This is a genomic window from Thiorhodococcus fuscus (assembly GCF_042682685.1).
GTDB classification, from domain to species: Bacteria; Pseudomonadota; Gammaproteobacteria; order Chromatiales; family Chromatiaceae; genus Imhoffiella; species Imhoffiella fuscus.
Map to the genome: position 1 here is coordinate 41936 of NZ_JBHUHX010000021.1, position 18996 is coordinate 60931.

The following is an 18996-nucleotide window of genomic DNA, read 5'->3' on the forward strand; positions in this document are numbered from 1 at the left end:
GTGGGGCAATGTAGATGTAGTCTACGGCACCGACGTCGAAACCGGCGCGCTCATGGCCGACCTCGGACAATGCCGCGACGAAGATTACCGGAATGTTCGTGGTCGAGGGATTGGCCTTGAGGGCTCGGCAAACGGCGTAGCCATCCATCCTGGCATCGGAATGTCGAGCAGGATCAGCGCCAGTTTGGACTTGAGGGCCGCCATGAGCGCCTCCGAGGGGTTGCGCACGAAGGCGAGCGGGTGCTCGGCAACGAGGATCTGCTGCATCATTCCAGACCTTGCGGGTCGTCGTCGATGACGAGGATGGGGGCGTGTGTCATGGCGCAATTCCTCGTGTCAGTCATCGAGCACAATGCCGAGATCGGCGGCCAATCGTTGCAGCGCCGCCACGCCGGCGGAGGCATCGAACGCTTCGGCGGCCAGACGGGCCGGCGCAAGCCACGATGAGGGCAGGTGGATACGCAAAGCTTCGACCCGTTCGCCGGCCGCTACGGGGTCGTAACCTTCGAAACAGGCCACAGCCTCTCGAATCAGAACGGCGACCTCATCGCGCACCGATTCGGGCAAGCGAAACGCCGTTTTCTCTGCCTTCGCCGCTGCATCCTCCGGCGTCTCCGGGGCCAAATGCCGGATGGAGACGATCGCGGCTTCGATCGCTGAGCTGAGGGCGTCGATGCAGATGTTGCGCTCCGAGGCCGCGCCGGGAGCGTCCTTCATCAGCTGCTCCAATTCGCCCGCCCGCGCCGCGACCTCGACGAGCCCGAGATTACCTGCGCTGCCCCTGATCCGATGCGCGATCTGTCGCACCGAATCCGTCTCCGCCGAGGCAAGGTCGGCGATGTCTTCCAGGCCGGTGTCCGCGAACCGTTGTAGATAGCGACGATAGACTGACTGATTCGTCCACCTGGACATTGCTTGCGCGTATTCGAGTCCGGGCAGATCTGGCAGGTGGGCGGCGCTCGAGCGGTCGGTCGGGGATCTGTCCGTCGGCTGCGCGAGTTCCCCGCCGACGGACGCTGGTGCCCCATCTCCGGGCGACCCGGAGCGATCGGTCAGGCGCTGAATCAAGGCCACGGCCTCATCCACGTCGAAGGGCTTGGACAGAAAGGCCGTCATTCCCGCCGTTAGAGAGGCGTTCTGCTGGTCGGTCAGGACATCCGCCGTCAACGCCACGATAGGAAGCTGCGAAAGCCCGAGATTCTCGCGGATATGCCGCGTGGCTTCGTGGCCATCCATGACGGGCATATGGATATCCATTAGGATGATGTCGACGTCATCGGCATGCGCCCCGAGCCACTCCAGCGCTTGACGTCCATCGTTCAAGCAGTGGATTTCAGCCCCTTCGGCGGAAAAGATCTGATCCGCCACATCTCGGTTGATGTCGCTGTCGTCGACGACGAGCAGCCGCCGTCCGCGCAAGCGGTTGTGTGAGTGAACGGCAATGGATTCGACGGACAAGGTCTTGTGTTGTCGGCGCCGGTATTCGCGCAAGACGCTGTCGTAGAGCGCCGAGGAGGTGAGGGGTTTGGATAGCGTTGCGTCCACGGTTCCAAAATCCGGCGGATTCGGCCGCTCGTCGAAGGGATGGGCGCTGAACAGGAAGAGCAAGGGGTGGGAAGGATTCGGCAGCGCCTCCCGGATTGCCTTGGCCGTCGCCAGACCGTCGAGGTCGGGCATCTTCCAGTCGATGAGAACCAGTGCCCTGGGACCATGGAAGCGCTCGTCGTTCGTCACGATCCGCAATGCCTGCGAGCAAGAATCGACGGCCAGCGCCGACCAACCCAGGGATTCGACCGTGGCGATCGCGGCCTCGCGGACGACCGGGTTGTCGTCCACGATCAGAACCCGCATCGACGGCACCTGGAGATTGGCGCTCGGCGGCGCCTCCGCCACCTCGACGGTGACTTCAAACCAGAAGGTGCTCCCCTCGCCAAGCCGGCTCTCAAATCCGATGCGCCCGCCCATCAGCTCCGCCAGGCGCCGAGAGATGGCCAGCCCAAGGCCCGAACCGCCGAAACGCCGTGTCGTGGAGGCATCCGCCTGGGTGAAGGGCTGGAACAGAGAGTCGCGATCCCGTGGATCGATGCCGATCCCCGTGTCCCGCACCGCAAAACGCAACTTGATCCAGGACTCTCCTCGTTCGAGCAGCTCGACCCGCACCTCGACCATCCCCTCGGGCGTGAACTTGATGGCATTGCTGGTGAGATTGATCAGGATCTGACCGATGCGCAACGGATCTCCGATCAGGGTGGTGTCGAGATCCTCGAACGGATGGATGGCGAGATCGATCGGCTTGTTGGTGGCGCTCGTGCGCATGATGGTGGCGAGATTCTCGAGGATCTCGGTCAATTGGAAGGGCACCCGCTCGATGGCGAGACGGCCCGAGTCGATCTTGGAGAAATCGAGAATGTCGTTGATGATGTTGAGCAGGCTGCGCCCGGACTGATGGATCTTGCGCGCCAGGTTGCGCGCCGTCTCCGGCAGCGGCTGTTGATCGAGCAGATAGGCAAGCCCGAGCACCGCGTTCATGGGGGTGCGAATCTCGTGGCTCATGTTCGCCAGGAACTCGCTTTTGACCTGGGCCAGACGCTCGGCCTCGGCGCGTGCCTGTGTGAGCTCGGTCGTGCGCTCGGCCACCAGCTCCTCCAGGTGATGGCGGTGGCGCTCGAGTTCGGCCTCCGCTTGTTTGATCCGGGTGATGTCGCGGGCAATACCCAATACTCCGATCACCTCACCGGAGGTATCGTAAAATGGCGTTTTGGTCACATACAGCCGCTCTCGATGTCCATCGCTCGCGAAGGTGATCTCCTCTTCAGAGTTTTGGGGGCCGCCGGCCGCGATCGCCGCGCGATCCGTCGCACGAAATCGCTCGGCTAGAGTCGCCTCGACGAAATCGTCGTCGGTCTTGCCGACGATCTGCGCCTCCGACGCGCCGTAGAGCGTCTCGAACCGGGCATTGCAGGTCAGGAACACGCCATTCGGATCCTTGAGCCAGACGAGGTCCGGGAGCGTGCGCAAGAGCGTTCGCATATGCTCCTGACTCTCCTGGAACGCGAGTTCGATTTCCTTGCGGGCCGTGATGTCTTCGGCGAAGATGACGATCCCGCCAACCTCACCGTCACTTCGGTACCAGGGACGTACCTCCCAGCGCAGCCATTGGCGCTGCCCATCGAGGCGCTCGAACAGATCCTGTTCGGTGCGGATCACCTCACCCGCCATTCCCCGTTGATGTAACTGTCTCCAGCGTTCGGGGATCTCGGGAAAGGTCTCGTAGTGAGAACGGCCGAACAACTCCTGATCGCCGAGGCTGAAGTCTTCCCGCCAGCGGTGGTTCACGGCCAAATAGCGCATCTCGTAATCGAACATGGCCAACGCGGCGGGGGCGTGCTCGATGAAGAGCCGCAGGCGCTCCTCGGTTTCCTGTAGCTCGCTTTCCATGCGTTTACGTGCATCGATGTCCTCGACCACGGCCACGAAATAATCGGGCGATCCACTCTCACCCCGGACGAGGGAGACGCTCAGATTGGCCCAGACGCTGACCCCGTCCGAGCGCAGATAACGCTTCTCCATGCTGTAGCGCGGAATGCTTCCGTCAAGGAGCTGATTCAGATTCGCCAGATCGGCGTTCAAATCCTCGGGCTCGGTGATTTCCTGGAAGGTCTTCGCGAGCAGTTCGGTCTGGTCATAGGCGAGAAATTCGCACAAGCGCTGGTTCACTTGCAGAAAACGCCCATCCGGAGACACGAGGGCAATCCCCGAGGCCGCTTGCTCGAAGGTGGCCAGAAATCGACGCTCAGTCTCGACCAAAGCGGATTCGGCCTGTTTGTACGCCGTGATGTCATGCAGGGTGACGAAGACGACGCTGGCGGATCGGCCCGGCAGGGGAGGTCTGGGAATGGCGTTGACAACCAGCCAAAGCCAGGTCTCCCGTCTTGGGTTGAATAGGCCGACGACCCGATCCCGAACGGGCTCCCCCGACGCGAGCGCCACCATCGAGGGATGATCCTCCGCTCGCAGGGGCTCTCCCGTCTCGTCGACGACCCGCCAAGCCTCGCAATGGGAGGTGCGGCTGAGGAATTCCTCGCGCTCGACGCCGAGCAGATCCAAGGCTGCCTGGTTGACGTCGATCAAGGCGCCATCGGCGCGCTGGACGAAGCCGCCTTGCGTCATGGTTTCAAAAAGCTCGCGGCAGCGTGCCTCAGCGTCGTGAGGCGTCGAATCCGAAGCTTCATCGTTGGCGGGTTCGGCGATCCGCCGGCCGTTGGATTCGCCTTCCCGCAAGGTCAAGACCTCTTGTTGTCTAACGAGAACCTGCGCACTGGTTGGCTCGATGGTTGCGGGCCGCTCAATAGGTCGAGAGATTTCGTTGGGTCGTTCGCCAGCGTGGATCAGTCCAGCACGGCTTTTCGCCAAATCCCTGGCCACCGACAGACAGGTTTGGTGAAGCTCCTCCTCGGAAGCACCGTCTAGGCGCGCGCGAAACAGCCGAGCGGCGGCGGCAGAGACAGCGTCCGCCCATTGATCGATGTCGAAACGGTTGGTCATCAACACAAGCTCAATCAGGTATGGTGCCGCTGAGAGTCATTCAGGCTAATGGATACCGTATCCGCTACTTGGTACCGATTCTTTCCCGTTTTCTTGGTCAGATACATGGCGTGATCGGCCTGACGTAACAACCCTCGCCCCTGACGCGATGGCCGCTTGGTTGTTCGCCACCGCCCAGCACGTGCAGCGGCGCAAGTACCGCAAGCACTCACGCGGCCGTAAGAAGCCCGCTCCAGCGCGGATCCATGATCCGACCAAACCGCATGTCTCCGTCGCGCGCATCCTCGCGCAACGTTGAAAGATACGGCGAACCAGAAGGGATCGATCGGAGAAGACGCTCATGATCACGATTTGTGACCTTGAAAGCCGTTGTGAACACGTCCTAGCGAGCTAGCGACAGCGCTTCCAGCAGCCATGATACGATCACTTTTTGTGTGCTGGCGAGTCAGTTTCGGTTGCCCCAATCGTGGACTGCAGATACCTTTAGCTCGACCTGCGCGATCCTTGCCTTTCACTCCGATGCCGGAGGCGCAGCGCTCACGTGCCGTGACCGCTCATCAAGTCAACAACGGATTGGATCATCGTGAGCTCGAATCTCTTTCGACCCGAGGCGATCAAAGGGCTGCGCAGCCCGGAGCAGCTCGACTCGCTGCTGCAACTGACGCGTCCGGCGGGCTGGGTGGCGCTTGCGGTACTGATTTTTATCGTGATCGTTACGCTGGTCTGGGGCGTTCTGGGACGGATTCCGGTCCAGGTGACCGGGCTGGGCGTGGTGCTACCCGCCGGCACCGAGGTCTATCAGGTCCAGTCTCAGGTTAGCGGTCTGATCAAATCGACCGATGTCGCCCCGAATCAGTCCGTCACAGAGGGACAGCGGCTGGCGGTCATTTCATTGCCGGCCGACCAGACGGGATTGCGGGACGCGCAGCGCGATCTGAAGCTGCTGCGCGCTCAATATTCGACCCAAAAATCCTTCGCGCAGCGGGATATCGAGCGCCGCCGGAACACGGTCGCGCAGCAAAACGCCACCCTGCAGAAGAAGATCGAGGACAGCCAGAGCTATCTGACCTATCTGCGCGACCTGCTGGCCGATCAGGCTGCTGAACAAAAGCTGGGCTATCTCACGCGGCAGCAGACCGAGGCAACCCGTACCGGGATCTACAGCGCCGAACAGACCATCGCCGAGGCGCACGATGCCGTGGCGCAAAACGAACTGAGTCTGATCGAGCTGGAAAACACCCGCGAACAGGAGCTCGACAACCTCCAAAACCAGGTCGAGCAGGCCGAGGATAAGGTTCACGAGCTGACCGCGACCCTGAGCAGCGAACGCGAGATATTCAGCCCCGTCGCCGGGTTGATCTCCGAGATCGACGTCAAGCCCGGCGCCTTGGTCGAGCCCGGCGCGACCATCGCCATCATCGAGCAGCGCAGTCAGACGCTGGAGCTGATCGGATTCTTCGAGATCGGCAAGGGCAAGCGCCTGGAGCCGAACATGGCGGTACGGGTTTCGCCCGCCTCGGTGGAGCGCGATCTGTACGGCAGTATCGTCGGCCGGGTCGAGACCGTCAGCGATCTGCCGGAAACCGAGGCGGCCCTGCTCGATCTCCTGGGCAATGCGGCCCTGGTCACCCAGATGATGGGCGCCGGCGCGCCGATCCGGGCGACCATCGCGCTCGAGGCCGATCCGAGCACGCCGAGCGGTCTGCGCTGGACCTCCTCGCACGGCCCCAAACTGAAGATCACGGCGGGCGAGACCGCCTCCGCCTCGGTCACCATCGAAGAGAAGCGCCCCCTGGATCTGGTGATCCCCATCTTCGATGCCTGGTTGCGCTGAGCCGCTGCCTCATGTCTCTGCTGAGCCTCAAACCCAAATCCAAGACGACGGCCTATCCGCGACCCGTTCGCACGCCGCCATTGCTGCAAATGGAGGCGGTCGAGTGCGGCGCGGCGGCCCTCGGCATCCTGCTCGGCCACTATGGACTTTGGGTGCCGCTGGAGACCCTGCGCGTCGACACTGGCGTGTCGCGCAACGGCGCCAATGCCGCCAATATCCTCAAGGCCGCGCGTCAGTACGGCATGGAGGCGAAGGGCCGCAAGCTGGATCTGGACCAGGCGCTGAGTCTGCCGCCACCCTATATCGCGTTCTGGAATTTCAACCATTTTTTGGTCGTGGACGGTGCCGATGCCGCCCATGTCTATCTCAACGACCCGGCGATGGGGCCGCGCAAGGTCACGCACGAGGAATTCAGCCAGAGTTTCACCGGTATCGCCTTGGAGATGACGCCCGGCCCGACCTTCACCGAGGGCGGCGAGCGGCGCAATCTGTTCGGTGCTCTGGCCCGTCGGCTCGAACACACCCGGCCGGCCATGCTTTTCGTCTTGCTCGCCAGTCTGCTGCTGGTAGTTCCCGGCCTGCTGGTGCCGGCGCTGCTGAAGAATTTCGTCGACTATGTGCTGGTGCGCGACAGCAACGATTGGATCCTGCCGCTGCTGGTCGGTCTCGTCATCGCCGCCATCTTTTCGGCTGTGGTCACGGCCCTGCAGCAGCGCTCTCTGCTGCTGATCCAGACCAAGCTGGCGATCACCTCGGCGGGCGAATTCTTCTGGCATGTGTTGCGCGTCCCGGTAGTCTTCTACACCCAGCGCTATGTCGGCGATGTGGCCTCGCGCGTGCAGTCCTGCCACCGCCTCGCCGCACTGCTGTCCGGGCCAGTATCGACCGCAGTGGTCAACCTGCTGATGATCGGCTTCTATTTCGCGGTGATGCTGATCTACAGCGTCCCCCTGGCCCTGCTGACGGCGGGCCTGTCGGTCGGCAACGCCCTGGCCCTGTTCCTGGTGCGCAAGCGCATCGGCAACCTCAACGGACGTCTGCTCCAGCAGCGCGCCAAGCTGTCCGGTGCCTCCATGGCCGGACTGCAGGCCATCGAAACCCTCAAGGCGACCGGGACCGAGGGCGATTTCTTCGCCAGTTGGGCCGGCTATCAGACCAACAGCGTCAACGCCCAGCAATCGCTGAGCGCCATCTCGTCCGTCCTCTCGGCCGTACCCTCGGGGATCAACCAGCTGCTCACCGGCCTGGTGCTGGGCGTTGGCGGTCTGCTGATCATCGACGGGCAGCTCTCGGTCGGCGGTCTGGTGGCCTTCCAGAGCCTGATGGGGCGATTCACCGGACCCGTTCAGCAGTTCGTCGGCTTCGGCTCCCAGTTGCAGGAGGTCAAGGGCGATCTGCAGCGGCTCGACGACGTCCTCCACTATCCGCTCGACCAGCTGGCCGAGGATCCGGCGGCCGACGCGCCGGCCGCCGAGACAGAACCCGAGACGGCGCCGCCCGGTCTGCTATCGGGTGCGGTCGAGGTGCGCAATCTCAGCTTCGGTTACGATCGTCTGGGACCGCCGCTGATCGAGAACTTCAGCCTAAGCATCGCGCCGGGGCAGCGCGTGGCCTTCGTCGGTGGCTCGGGCAGCGGCAAATCCACGCTCGCGCGCCTGTTGCTTGGTCTCTATCAGCCGACCGGCGGTCAGATCCTCTACGACGGCCGTCCTTTGAGCAAGATTCCGCGCGAGATCTTTACCGCTTCGGTCGGTGCCGTGGATCAGGAGATCCATCTCTTCGGCGGCACCGTGCTGGATAATCTGCGCATGTGGGATTCGACCATCGCCGAGGACCGTGTCGTTCAGGCGGCGAAGGATGCCTGCATCCACGACGAGATCGCACAGCGCGCCAACGGCTATCGCAGCGAGGTCGGCGACGCCCAGGCCCGGTTCAGCGGAGGTCAGGCGCAGCGTCTGGAGATCGCCCGCGCGCTGGCGCGCGACCCCGCCATCCTGGTGCTGGACGAGGCCACGGCCGCGCTCGAACCCATCACCGAGCAGCGCATCGACGACCATCTGCGCCGTCGAGGCTGTACCTGCATCATCATCGCCCATCGTCTGAGCACCATCCGCGATTGCGACGAGATCATCGTGCTCGACCAGGGGCGGATCGTCGAACGCGGCGATCACGACCGTCTGGTCGCCGCCAAGGGGCATTATTTCGCCCTGGTCAGCGCCCAATGACCGATAGCGATCGCCCAGATTCACCCACTGGAACCGATTCCGGCGGCGAACCGCTCGGCTTGCCGTCGTCCGTTCCGGCGAACCTGGCCCCACTCCTGGCGGCGCTGGACCTCGCGACCGACACGGCACCCTGGCTGGGCGCGCGCGACAGCTTCAATCTGGTGGGCGCCGAGCGGGTGTGGATGCTGCTGGCGGGCACGCTCGACCTCTTCATCTGCGATCCAGCACCCGATGGAGGGGCTGGCCGGCGCCGTTTCATCCTCAGCCTGCCACCCGGCGGTCTCTGCATCGGATTCCGTGACGAGCCGGGGATGCCGCCGGTGATCGCCGTCCCACGCAAGGACACCAGGCTCGTCGCGACCGATTTGACGGCGCTGATGGCGCTCGGCGGAAAGCCGGACCTGACGGCCCCATTGGCCGCCGCCCTGGATGCCTGGATCAGCCGCCTTACGGCGGCGGACAGTCGCGCCAGGCCGCCCGCGACCTGCCGGGTGCAGCAAGATTCGGAGGCCATCGAGGTCGGCGAGGGCGATTCCATTCAGGCCGATGGCGAACGGGTGTTCTGGCTCCAGGAGACCAGTGCGCAGGTGCTGATCCGGGGGGAGACGGAGATGCGGCCAACCCCCGACGCTGCCTTGCCCGTGACCGCCGATAATTGGATCCGTGCAACGGTGGCGGATACCTGGACACTGACGGAAACCCTCGACTGGCTCAAGGACCAGCCCGAGGTCGGGCTCTTGGCATCGCTCCAGGCGTTTCAGGCCAGGACCATGACGCGTTTGCGGTCGGTCAGCGCGGTGCAGGCGACTGCGAGCGCCCGCCGGGCGCTCGCGGCGAACGTTGGCAGTCGCGCCGAATTGAGCCAAGGCATCGGGGCGCTGGCGGCGGTCTTTCAGCGCGGGCGGCGACTGGGCAGGGGGCGCGCCAGCGATCCTCTGATCGCGAGCCTGCAGATCGCCGCCGATGCGATCGGACTGGAGCTGCCTGCGGAGGCGGAACTGGAACCCGCCTTGGCCAGCCAGGATCCGCTGCTGATGATGGCGCGTCGCGCTGGATTCTCGGTGCGGGGCGTCGATCTGAACGGACGCTGGTGGGACGACGATCATGGCCCCCTGATCGGGACCCTTAAGGAAGACGGTCAGCCGATCGTGCTGTTGCCAGGACGTCACGGGCGCTACGAGTGTCTCGACCCGGTCTCGGCGCGCGTCCAGCCGGTCGATGCGTCGCTCGCCGAAGGTATCGACAGACAGGCCCGCATGCTCTACCGCCCGCTGCCGGAGGGCGTGCTGCGGCCCGCCGAACTCCTGGGGTTCGGCTTCCGAGGCTCGCTGCGCGAGGGTCTGATCGCCTTCGCGCTGCTGCTGGCGATCGGTCTTCTGTCGCTGGTGACGCCGATCCTCACCGGCTGGATCCTGGATCCCATCATCCCGCAGGCCGAGCTGGGCCAGCTCCTGACCCTGGTGGTCGCGATCCTGATCGCCGGGCTGGCGCAGCAGATCTTTTCGCTGGTGCAGTCGTTGATTCTGTTACGCATCGAGGGACGGGTCGCCAACAGCGTGCAATGCGCCGTCTGGGACCGGCTGCTCAGACTGCCGGCGGCCTTCTTCAACCAGTTCTCTGCGGGCGATCTCGCCAATCGGGCGATGAGCATCGACGCGCTGCGCCAGGCGCTGTCGTCCTCGGCCATCACGGCCCTGACGCATGGCGTGGTCGGCGTCTTCAGTCTGGGGATGATGATCTACTACGATTGGCGTCTCTCCCTGGCGGCGAGCATCGTGGTCGCCATCTACGCCTTCATCGTCATCTACGCTGGCCGGAGGGTTCTGCGCCTCAACCGCGTCCAACTGCGTCTGGGCGGCCAACTCCAGGGACTGGTCCTGCAACTGCTGGGCGCGGTGGACAAGTTGCGCACCACCGGCAGCGAGCGTCATGCCTTCGGCCGGTGGGCCGATCTGTACGGACAGCAGCAGGCGAACTCCTTCGACCAGCAGGTCCTCAACAACCGGCTCGTGGTCTTCAAGACGGTCTTCCAGAACTTCGCCACCTTCGCCATCATCCTGGTGATCGCCTGGCAGGGCGGCGAACTGCTGGCCTTCTACCGCTCGCCCGAGACCTGGAGCGAGATCGACAGTCTGAAGCTGCAGACCCTGATGCCGACGGGCGTCTTCGTCGCCTTCTACGCCGCCTTCGGCCAGTTCCTCGGCGCCGCCTTCGGGCTTTCGGAGCAGGCCATCCAACTGGCCAACATCCCGGCCTATTACGAGCGCGTGGCACCGATCCTGAGCGCGGCTCCGGAGAGCATGGACGGCGTCGATCCCGGTCAGATCCAGGGGGAGATCACGGTGCATGAGGTGCAGTTCCGCTATGCCCCGGACACCCCGCTGGTCCTGCGCGGCGTTTCGCTGGAGGCGAAGGCCGGCGAGTTCATCGCCATCGCCGGGCCGTCTGGCGCCGGCAAGTCGTCGCTGGTGCGCCTACTGCTGGGGTTCGATGCGCCGGAGGCGGGCTCCATCTATCTGGACGGCCAGGATGTCGCCGCCCTGGACAAGCGTGGCATGCGCCAGAACTTCGGCGTGGTGCTGCAGAACGGCCGGCTACTGGCCGGCACGCTGCTGCAGAACATCGTGGCCGGCGCCCAGCTCACCCGTGACGATGCCATGGCGGCGGCGCGTCTCGCCGGTCTCGACAAGGATATCGAGGCCATGCCGATGGGGCTGGATACCTATCTGAGCGAGGGCGCGTCAACACTCTCCGGCGGACAGCGCCAACGTCTGATGATCGCACGCGCCATCGTGCGGCGACCGCGAGTCTTGATCTTCGACGAAGCCACCAGCGCCCTGGACAATATGACGCAGGCCGTCGTGACCCAGAGCCTGGAGCGTCTGAACAGCACCCGGATCGTGATCGCCCATCGACTCAGCACCATCATCCGGGCCGACCGTATCTATGTCATCGATAAAGGCCGGGTGGTCGAGTCGGGAACCTACGAGGAATTGATGGCCAGGGACGCGTTGTTCGCGGCCATGGCCCGGCGACAGGTGCTCTGATGAATCGGCATTCTCAAGATCAGGCGGAGGTCTCTTCCAGGATGTGGGCCAGTCTCTGCCCGCTGTTGGATGGTCTCGCGCTGGGCTGCATGATCGAGGCGCTTGAAGCGGCTGGCGCGTTGGCCGAGCTGCGGGGCCTTCCGGCGCCCGAGCAGATCGATCGACTGGCCCGACGCTGGGGGGCGAGACCGGGGTATCTGCATCTGGTTCTGCGTGCGCTCGCACAGCTCGGGCTGATGGCGCTCGACACCGATGCGGATGGCCGAAGACGCGTCTCCCCGACCACGGCAGGCCGGGACTGGCTGGTGCTGACATCGGCCTATCGGGGGTTCGCGCAACGTTTGAGCGAGGCGGCCGCCATGCCCGACTGGGCCGAGGGGCGCATACCGCCGCCAGAGGCTCCGCCGCCGCTGCCGCCGCAAGCACAAGGCGGCTCGCGTGCGTCGCGCCTGGTTGCGAGCCATCTGTGGGGGCCGCTGATCACCGCCTTTCTCACGCTCTGCCATCGGCGTGCGAATCGGGCCGATCCAGCCATTCAGGCCAGTGCCTTCGCTATGCTGGAGGCTGCCGGCACCGTTCGCCAGTATGGCGAGTCGTTGCTCGTCGCCCAGGGGTGGGGAGGGCGTTGCGGCGAGGACTTCGTCCTCGATGCGGTGGGCGAGCTGGCGCTGCTGGCCGCGCCCCAGTGTTTCCATACCCTCAGCTATCTGCCGACCCTGATCCGCTCGGATCGACTCCTCTTCGGCGAGGATGCGCGTCCGCCCCAGCCGACCGCCGACGGGCGCGAAACCCATCTCGACCGTGCACTGGACATCGCCTTCAGCGGACTGGTGTTTCGCCGTGGCTGCGGCGCCCCCTTCCTGCGCATGCTCCTGCCCCTGTTCAGCGAGACCAGTCCGCCGACCTGCGTGGTCGACGTCGGCTGCGGCGACGGGACCCTGCTGCTGGAACTCGGGCGCGGACTGCGCCAGGCGGGATTCGATACCGACGCCGTCACCCTGGTCGGCGTCGATCCGGCACCGGAGGCACGTGCCGAGACCGGCGACCGGCTGGCGCGCGAGGGGTTGCGTCATCTGATCCTGGACGGCGATATCGCCGCGCCCGAGGCGATCGCCGCGCAACTGGCCGAGAAAGGACTGGCGTTGCACGAGGGGCTCTTCGTCAGCAAGTCGGTGTTCCACGATCGTCGTTTCGAGCCGCCCGCCGCGAACACCCCCGAGCCGACCGGCGAGGCCTCGCGCTGCGTCTTCATCGACGAGGACGGCGGTCCACTGGCGGCGCGGGCGGTCGAGCGCCATCTGATCGAGCTGCTGCTGCGCTGGCGGCCTTGGATCGGTCGTCACGGGATGATCGTGATCGAGGCGCACACGGCCGACCCGTCCCACGGAGCCGCCCATGCTGGACGCCACGTCCTGGTCCCGCTGGAGGTGACCCATGGGTTGTCGCATCAGTATCTGCTGGAGGCCGAGCGCTTTCGCGCCCTGGTCGCGCAGGCCGGTTACCGATCGGTCGCCAGCACGGATCTGAATACCTGGCTGGTCGGTCGTCCCCTGATGACGATCGACCGCTATGTCGTCGACGTTTCCAGGAACGACCGCATCAGTGCGCCGACACCCTCGCTGTCGTAGACGAAGGCACCATGACCGAAGGCGCTGTCGAGGGTGCGATGGCTGACCGGCCAGCCGCGCTGTTCGAGCGCCAGGCGGATCTTCTCCATCTCCGCCGGGGGATAACGCCAATCGGAGCGGTAGCTGACCAGCAGGGTCGGCACCGGCGAACCCTCGAAGGCATCGGCCAGCGCGCAATGCCCGCGCGCGAGATCGAAATAGTCCATGGCTCGCATCAGATAGACGAGCGCCAGCGGATCGAGTTGGGTGACATCGCCGCGTCCGACCTTCTCGAACAGCGCCTCGACCTCGAATTCCGGGTCGAAACCGTAGCCGAGCCGGTCGGCATCGCCGATCAGTCGATTGCCGCACCGCTGTTCGAGTGCCTCGCGCTCCATCCAGATGAGCGCGCCGATGCGCGACATCAGTTGGAACCCCCTCTCCGGCGGCGCCTGCCCCTGATAGCGTCCGTCGCGCCAGGCTGGGTCCAGGGCCAGGGCCTCGCGCATCACCTTCCAGAGGGCGATGGTGTAGGCGGCCACCCTCGACGTCGCGCTGATGACGACGGCCCGCGCGAGCCGCTGCGGGTGACGCGACATCCAGGTCAGGACCTGAAAGCCGCCCAGACAGCCGCCGATGGCCGCATAGAGTCGTTCGATGCCGAGGGCGTCGAGCAGCCGTGCCTGTGCATCGACCATGTCGGCAAGGGTCACGATCGGAAAATCCGGCCCGTAGGGTTGGCCGCTGGCGGGGTCGATGCTGGCGGGACCGGTGCTGGCGCCGCCGCCGAGCACGTTGGAGGCGATGACGCACCAGCGCTCGGTATCGATCGGCTTGCCGGGACCGATCGCCTGGTCCCACCAGCCGGGCCGAGGATCCTCGGCCCGGTGACGGCCAGCCGCATGCTGATTCGAGGTCAGGCCATGACAGACCAGGATCGCGTTCGAGCGCGTGGCGTTCAGCTCGCCGTAAACCTCATAGACGATCTCGACCTGGTCCAACGTCCGACCGCATTCCAGCGGCAGCGGCTCGGCGAGCCGAATCCCGCGAGGTTGAATCAACATGGGGAATCGAGGCGGTATAGAGCCAAGGACATTAGTCGATGTCGGTGCCGAAGAGCCGGTTGCGAACTGCTTCGACATAGGATTCGGCCCCTAGTGGTTCGATCGCCAGACCGAGCCCGCGGGGGTTGTAGCGGCCCATCACCTGGAGCAGGTTGACCTGGCCCATAAAGAGGTCGTAGCGGGCCTGGAGCTGTTGTTCGAGCGCGCTGTCGAGACTCTGTCTGGCATCCAGCACGTCCTTCATGGTGCTCAGTCCGTTTTGAAACTGGCGATAGAAGCCGTCCAGCGTTTGCTGCATCGCCTTGACCTCCAATGCCACGAGTTCGGTACGCGCCCGGGCCATCTCCAGTGCAGCCCAATCCGCCTCGACCGTACTCATGAGCTGATGATAGGTATTTCTCATCAGATTTTGGGACTGGTTGAAGGTGGCATGGGCCTGACGCACCTGCGAAGAATGCTTGCCGCCACTGAAGAGCGGGACGTTGAGTTGGATACCGACGGCGAGATCTTCCTCGGGCTGAAAAACCGTGGCGCTTTCTGGGCTGGTGTAACGATAGCGATCCCAGATGCGCAGATAGGTCGCATAGAGATCGACCGTTGGTCGAAGGCTGCTTCTGGCCACCGCGATATCCGAGCGGGCGCTGTCGACGCTGAAACGGGCCGCGCGCAAGGCGGGATTGCTGGCCTCGGCGATTTCTTTGACCTCCTCCAGTGTTTTTGGCAGCGACGGCAGACTGGGCCAATCCTTCAAGTTGTCGGGCGCCTGACCGGAGAGCGCGACATAGTTGCTGCGTGCCGCAGCCAGGCTGGCCGACAGGCTGGTGCGTTGCGAGGCAGTGTTCGCGACCGAGGCGCTGGCCTGGGCCACGTCGGTCAGCGTTCCGAGTCGTTTCTCGAACAGAGACCGCGATTCCGTCTCCAGTTTACGCAATTGACGTTCGACGTCGTCATTGAGCTCAAGCAGCGCGTTCAGCCGCAGTACATCGGCATAACTGCTGGTGACGGACAGCAGCACTTGGCTGACCGTCGCGTCGAGCGTGGCCAGTGCCGCCGCCACGTTGGCCTCGGCCGAGGCCAAGCCGGCGCGAGTGGCGCCACCCTCGTAAACGTTGAGTGTCAACGCCAGCTCTAGGGATCCATAGGATTGCGTGTAATCTGAATCGCTCTGCCGAGTTCCCGTGGCGGCTTTGGTCCGTGTGGTCTGGCTGCTATTGGTTTGGGTTCCGACGCCCTGGAGCGACAGGTTTGGCAAATAGCCGGAACGCGCCTGCGGCAGCAACTCGGCCGTCGCCTTGACACCGGCTAGCGCCGCCTGGATCGAGGGATTCTGCCGATAGGTGCGCGCCAGCGCGCTGGTGAGCGGTTCTGCGTCTGACGGCGGGGAGACGAAAAAAAGCGCAAGCATGAGACCTAAGGCAATAAGGCTCGAATAGCGGCGACCAGCTCGGGCGACCGCCAATGGCAGGAGCGCCCGGTCTGATGGTTTTTTTCTTCCGAACCTAAAAACGTAGTCCATTGGAAAAATAAGTCCAGCGGTACGAGTGAAATGAATAGGGCTTTCGGGTATTTCACCTTGAGAGATGATGCACGTCAGAAGGCAGGATCATACTACTTAACTGTCCATTGCACATAAAGTCGATTCTAGGCTAAATTTGAGACACCAGGGTGATCGCGCAATCAATGTTCATCGTATTGCGCAACGCATTAAACAATAATCATATAAGCGTTTCTTGATGCAGTTGCCCTGGTGCAAATCCTGATCCAAATGTCAAGCTGTTGATGGTTGCCCCGGCGCTGGATGATTGGTCTCGTGCGTTAAGTATTCTCGATCTTTCATGCTTATATAGCGATCCATGGTGCCGATTCATGTCGATGATGCATTCATTCGATACGGCTCCAGCGGTGAATTTGGGGTTTGTTAAAAAGACTCGTTTTCGACGTCGCCGTATCGGAGGCTCGGCGCGTTACGCCTTGATCCAATTTCAGCCAACGACGGATTCACTCGCCCTCATTTTAGGGATCCTCAATATGAGTTACTCAAAAAAGAATCGTGCCGTTGCCGCAGAGTTGATCGCAAAAGCGACCCAGGACCTACAATTTCGCAAGGGGTTCATCGATAATCCAAAGACATTGTTGATGAATGCCGGAGCCGAATTCGACGATGATGTCGAGATTCGAGTCGTCGAGAATACCGACAAGATTCGCTACATTCTGTTGCCTGCGCTGCCTTCTAGCGTCGGTGACCTCACCGATGAGCAACTGGCCCTGGTTGCCGGCGGTGGTTCGACTGCCGCCAACGCGAATGTGGTGGGCAATGTCGAGGCGGTCGCCAATGCCGTTGGCGCAACTGAAGGTGCCGCAGTCAACGATGCTGGCGTTGCGACCGTTGTCGTTGCGGCTGGCGCTATCGTTGCCACTTGATAAACGAACGATCTTTGACTAACCAGGAGCGAGCAAATGGGCTATTCGAAAAAAAACCGTGCCGTTGCAGCGGAACTGATCGCGAAAGCGACCCAGGATCTGCAATTCCGCAAGGCATTCATCGATAATCCGAAGACGTTATTGGTCAATGCCGGGGCTGAATTCGACGACGATGTCGAGATTCGGGTCGTTGAAAATACTGACAAGATTCGCTATGTCTTGCTGCCGGCCTTGCCATCCAGTGTTGGGGATTTGAGCGATGAGCAACTGGCTCTGGTCGCCGGTGGTGGTTCGACCGCCGCCAACCAGAATGTGGTCGGCAATACCGAGGCGGTGGCCAATGTCGTCGGTGCGACCGAGGGCGCGGCCGTCAACGATGGCGCGGTCGCGACGATTGCAGTCGGTGTGGTCGTCGCGACTTGAAACATGCACAAATGCGACTGGATGCGGTTTGATCCGCATTCATGTCGTACCGAGACGGGATGCATGATGCGAGTCATGGCTCGTAGCGGATTTTCACGGCCAGCAACGATCATTGGGAACCCGAACATGGGATACAAGCCCCCCGAGGGATGACGCCCTCTCGATTCAGTCCATGCATTGTCACGTCGCGTCGGCTTCAGTGCTTCCCGATGGATGATGACCTGACCGATCGGTCGGAACCGCGCATCGCCTCATGGGCGCGACCTCATCATTGCTTCCATTGATTCAGGGTTTTTTCGATGCTGCAGAAGACCTATCTCCCCGACATGCGGCAACAGTTCGATGCCCTGCTTGAGAAGACCGCCGGCACCTGCCAGTCCATCCTCGATACTCGACATCCCTCCAACGACCAGGACTATCTGTCCGAGGTCGCGCACGTCAAACGTTTTCTGGAGATCTGGGACGCCGATTATGAGTTTCGCCAGGCGATCGAGACCGACCCGGATCAGGCCGCAGCGGGGCGCGGTCTGCGCATGGACCCCGGGCATCTGCGCTATCTGTGGGATCACGACTATATCCTGAAGGCGCGAGAGGCTCAGGAGGTCCCCAATCGCACGGTGATCCGCTATCGCGCCTTCATTGCCGAAAAACTGCTCTATCGCGACGCCCTGCGAGAGGAGCACTGCGTTCCTCGACTTCATCGGCACCGCGTCTGGCGCGAACGCCAGATCAACCGCTGTTTTTCCGAGCTGGGCGAGACCACCGCGCGCGCCATCGTTCACGCACCCTTTGCGATCGAGTTGAGCAAGGGGTGTTCCGTGGGCTGCTGGTTCTGCGGGCTAGAGGCACCGCGCAAGGAGGCCGATTTTCTCTACACGTCGGCCAACGCGAAGCTCTGGCGCGAGGTACTGAACGCCCTGCATTTCATCATCGGTCCGAACGCCTGGTCGGGCTTTCTCTATTGGGCGAGCGATCCGCTCGACAATCCCGACTATGAAAAGCTCATCTTCGATTATGCCGATATTCTCGGCAAATGCCCGCAAACTACGACCGCGCAGGCGCAGAAGCATATCGAACGGCTGAAACCCTTTCTGCGAGAGTCCTTTGCGCGGGGCTGCGAGGTCAATCGCTTCTCGGTGCTCTCGCTGGGAATGCTCAAAAAACTCCACCAGGCATTTACTGCCGAGGAGTTGCTCCATACCGAATTGATTCCGCAGAATCCGGAGTCCCGTTCCATGCTCGGCAAGACAGGGCGGGCGAAGAACTCCAAGCACCTGCAACGCAAGGCGGACTTCCTCGGATTCGATCTCGACCAGGTGATGCAGGGCACCATCTCATGCGTCAGTGGTTTCCTGCTCAACATGGTCGAGCGGACGGTCAAGCTGGTCTCGCCCTGTAATTCCAGCGAGCGCTGGCCGCACGGACACTGGACCTACGAAGAGGCGGTCTTCACCGACGGCGAAGACCTTGCGGGAATCCTGCAGGGCATGATCGACCGGCATATGCAGGATTCGCTGACGCACCGCGATCCACTCGCCTTTCGCGAGGATCTGCGCTTCGCCATCGAGGGTGACAGCTTCACCCTGACCAATGCCATGGTCAAACACACCATGAATCCTCATCCGGGCATTCAGGCCATTGGCGAGGCCATCGCGGCGGGCGTCTCGACGGCTGGCGAGATCGCCTTTGCGCTGGAAGCCGAGCAAGGTATGGAATTGGACGAGACTTTCATCATCCTGAACCGGATCTACCAAGCCGGTCTGCTGAACGAGGATCCCGATTTCTTCGCCCACAAGAGGTCGCTGTGATCGCCGCCGGGCAGGGCAGGGG

11 protein-coding genes are annotated in these 18996 nt (G+C 63.2%); 7 read left to right on the plus strand and 4 right to left on the minus strand.

What is annotated here, in order from left to right:
• Nucleotides 1-84: 84 nt before the first annotated feature.
• Both ACFSJC_RS10125 and ACFSJC_RS10130 read right to left on the minus strand, forming a co-directional pair.
• Nucleotides 85-270 carry a response regulator gene (locus ACFSJC_RS10125; protein WP_386026274.1) on the minus strand — a complete coding sequence of 62 codons (186 nt, stop codon included), beginning with the start codon at nucleotides 268-270 and terminating at the stop codon, nucleotides 85-87.
• Between the two features lie 66 nt (nucleotides 271-336).
• Nucleotides 337-4545 (minus strand): PAS domain S-box protein, encoded by a 4209-nt coding sequence (locus ACFSJC_RS10130; protein WP_386026276.1) that lies wholly within the window; start codon nucleotides 4543-4545, stop codon nucleotides 337-339.
• A gap of 583 nt (nucleotides 4546-5128) precedes the next feature.
• Here ACFSJC_RS10130 and ACFSJC_RS10135 point away from each other — a divergent pair.
• Genes ACFSJC_RS10135 through ACFSJC_RS10150 form a run of 4 tightly spaced genes read left to right on the plus strand, consistent with a single transcriptional unit; the run spans nucleotide 5129 to nucleotide 13279 of the window.
• The gene (locus ACFSJC_RS10135) at nucleotides 5129-6379 is read left to right on the plus strand and encodes an NHLP bacteriocin system secretion protein (RefSeq protein WP_386026278.1); all 1251 of its coding nucleotides are present in this window, start codon (nucleotides 5129-5131) and stop codon (nucleotides 6377-6379) included.
• An 11-nt stretch (nucleotides 6380-6390) separates the two neighbouring features.
• Entirely contained in the window at nucleotides 6391-8604 is a 2214-nt protein-coding gene (locus ACFSJC_RS10140; protein ID WP_386026280.1) for an NHLP family bacteriocin export ABC transporter peptidase/permease/ATPase subunit, read from the plus strand.
• Nucleotides 8601-11651, plus strand: coding sequence for an NHLP bacteriocin export ABC transporter permease/ATPase subunit (locus ACFSJC_RS10145; RefSeq protein WP_386026282.1), 3051 nt, complete (start codon nucleotides 8601-8603; stop codon nucleotides 11649-11651). The genes ACFSJC_RS10140 and ACFSJC_RS10145 overlap by 4 nt, the downstream gene beginning before the upstream one ends.
• Nucleotides 11652-11692: 41 nt before the next feature.
• Nucleotides 11693-13279: an AprA-related methyltransferase gene (locus tag ACFSJC_RS10150; protein ID WP_386026284.1), complete on the plus strand. Its 1587-nt coding sequence runs from the start codon at nucleotides 11693-11695 to the stop codon at nucleotides 13277-13279.
• Here the strand turns inward: ACFSJC_RS10150 and metX are convergent.
• Nucleotides 13219-14322 (minus strand): homoserine O-acetyltransferase MetX, encoded by a 1104-nt coding sequence (metX, locus tag ACFSJC_RS10155; protein WP_386026286.1) that lies wholly within the window; start codon nucleotides 14320-14322, stop codon nucleotides 13219-13221. The genes ACFSJC_RS10150 and metX overlap by 61 nt on opposite strands.
• 31 nt (nucleotides 14323-14353) lie before the next feature.
• Nucleotides 14354-15727: a TolC family outer membrane protein gene (locus tag ACFSJC_RS10160; RefSeq protein WP_386026288.1), complete on the minus strand. Its 1374-nt coding sequence runs from the start codon at nucleotides 15725-15727 to the stop codon at nucleotides 14354-14356.
• 467 nt (nucleotides 15728-16194) lie between these two features.
• Between ACFSJC_RS10160 and ACFSJC_RS10165 the strand changes: the two genes are divergently transcribed.
• The 3 genes from ACFSJC_RS10165 to ACFSJC_RS10175 all read left to right on the plus strand — a co-directional run bounded on the left by ACFSJC_RS10165 (nucleotide 16195) and on the right by ACFSJC_RS10175 (nucleotide 18974).
• On the plus strand, nucleotides 16195-16743 hold the full coding sequence (locus tag ACFSJC_RS10165) for an NHLP leader peptide family RiPP precursor (RefSeq protein WP_386026290.1): 549 nt from the start codon (nucleotides 16195-16197) through the stop codon (nucleotides 16741-16743).
• 36 nt (nucleotides 16744-16779) lie between these two features.
• Nucleotides 16780-17166 (plus strand): NHLP leader peptide family RiPP precursor, encoded by a 387-nt coding sequence (locus ACFSJC_RS10170; protein ID WP_386026292.1) that lies wholly within the window; start codon nucleotides 16780-16782, stop codon nucleotides 17164-17166.
• Nucleotides 17167-17465: 299 nt separating this feature from the next.
• Nucleotides 17466-18974 carry a radical SAM family RiPP maturation amino acid epimerase gene (locus ACFSJC_RS10175; RefSeq protein ID WP_386026294.1) on the plus strand — a complete coding sequence of 503 codons (1509 nt, stop codon included), beginning with the start codon at nucleotides 17466-17468 and terminating at the stop codon, nucleotides 18972-18974.
• The last annotated feature ends 22 nt before the right edge of the window (nucleotides 18975-18996 follow it).

Excerpts from the sequence above, each read along its gene's own strand:
- ACFSJC_RS10125 (WP_386026274.1), bottom strand. The coding sequence starts at position 270 with ATGATGCAGCAGATCCTCGTTGCCGAGCACCCGCTCGCCTTCGTGCGC.
- ACFSJC_RS10130 (WP_386026276.1), bottom strand. The coding sequence starts at position 4,545 with ATGACCAACCGTTTCGACATCGATCAATGGGCGGACGCTGTCTCTGCC.
- ACFSJC_RS10140 (WP_386026280.1), top strand. The coding sequence starts at position 6,391 with ATGTCTCTGCTGAGCCTCAAACCCAAATCCAAGACGACGGCCTATCCG.
- ACFSJC_RS10145 (WP_386026282.1), top strand. The coding sequence starts at position 8,601 with ATGACCGATAGCGATCGCCCAGATTCACCCACTGGAACCGATTCCGGC.
- ACFSJC_RS10150 (WP_386026284.1), top strand. The coding sequence starts at position 11,693 with ATGTGGGCCAGTCTCTGCCCGCTGTTGGATGGTCTCGCGCTGGGCTGC.
- metX (WP_386026286.1), bottom strand. The coding sequence starts at position 14,322 with ATGTTGATTCAACCTCGCGGGATTCGGCTCGCCGAGCCGCTGCCGCTG.
- ACFSJC_RS10160 (WP_386026288.1), bottom strand. The coding sequence starts at position 15,727 with ATGCTTGCGCTTTTTTTCGTCTCCCCGCCGTCAGACGCAGAACCGCTC.
- ACFSJC_RS10165 (WP_386026290.1), top strand. The coding sequence starts at position 16,195 with ATGATGCATTCATTCGATACGGCTCCAGCGGTGAATTTGGGGTTTGTT.
- ACFSJC_RS10170 (WP_386026292.1), top strand. The coding sequence starts at position 16,780 with ATGGGCTATTCGAAAAAAAACCGTGCCGTTGCAGCGGAACTGATCGCG.
- ACFSJC_RS10175 (WP_386026294.1), top strand. The coding sequence starts at position 17,466 with ATGCTGCAGAAGACCTATCTCCCCGACATGCGGCAACAGTTCGATGCC.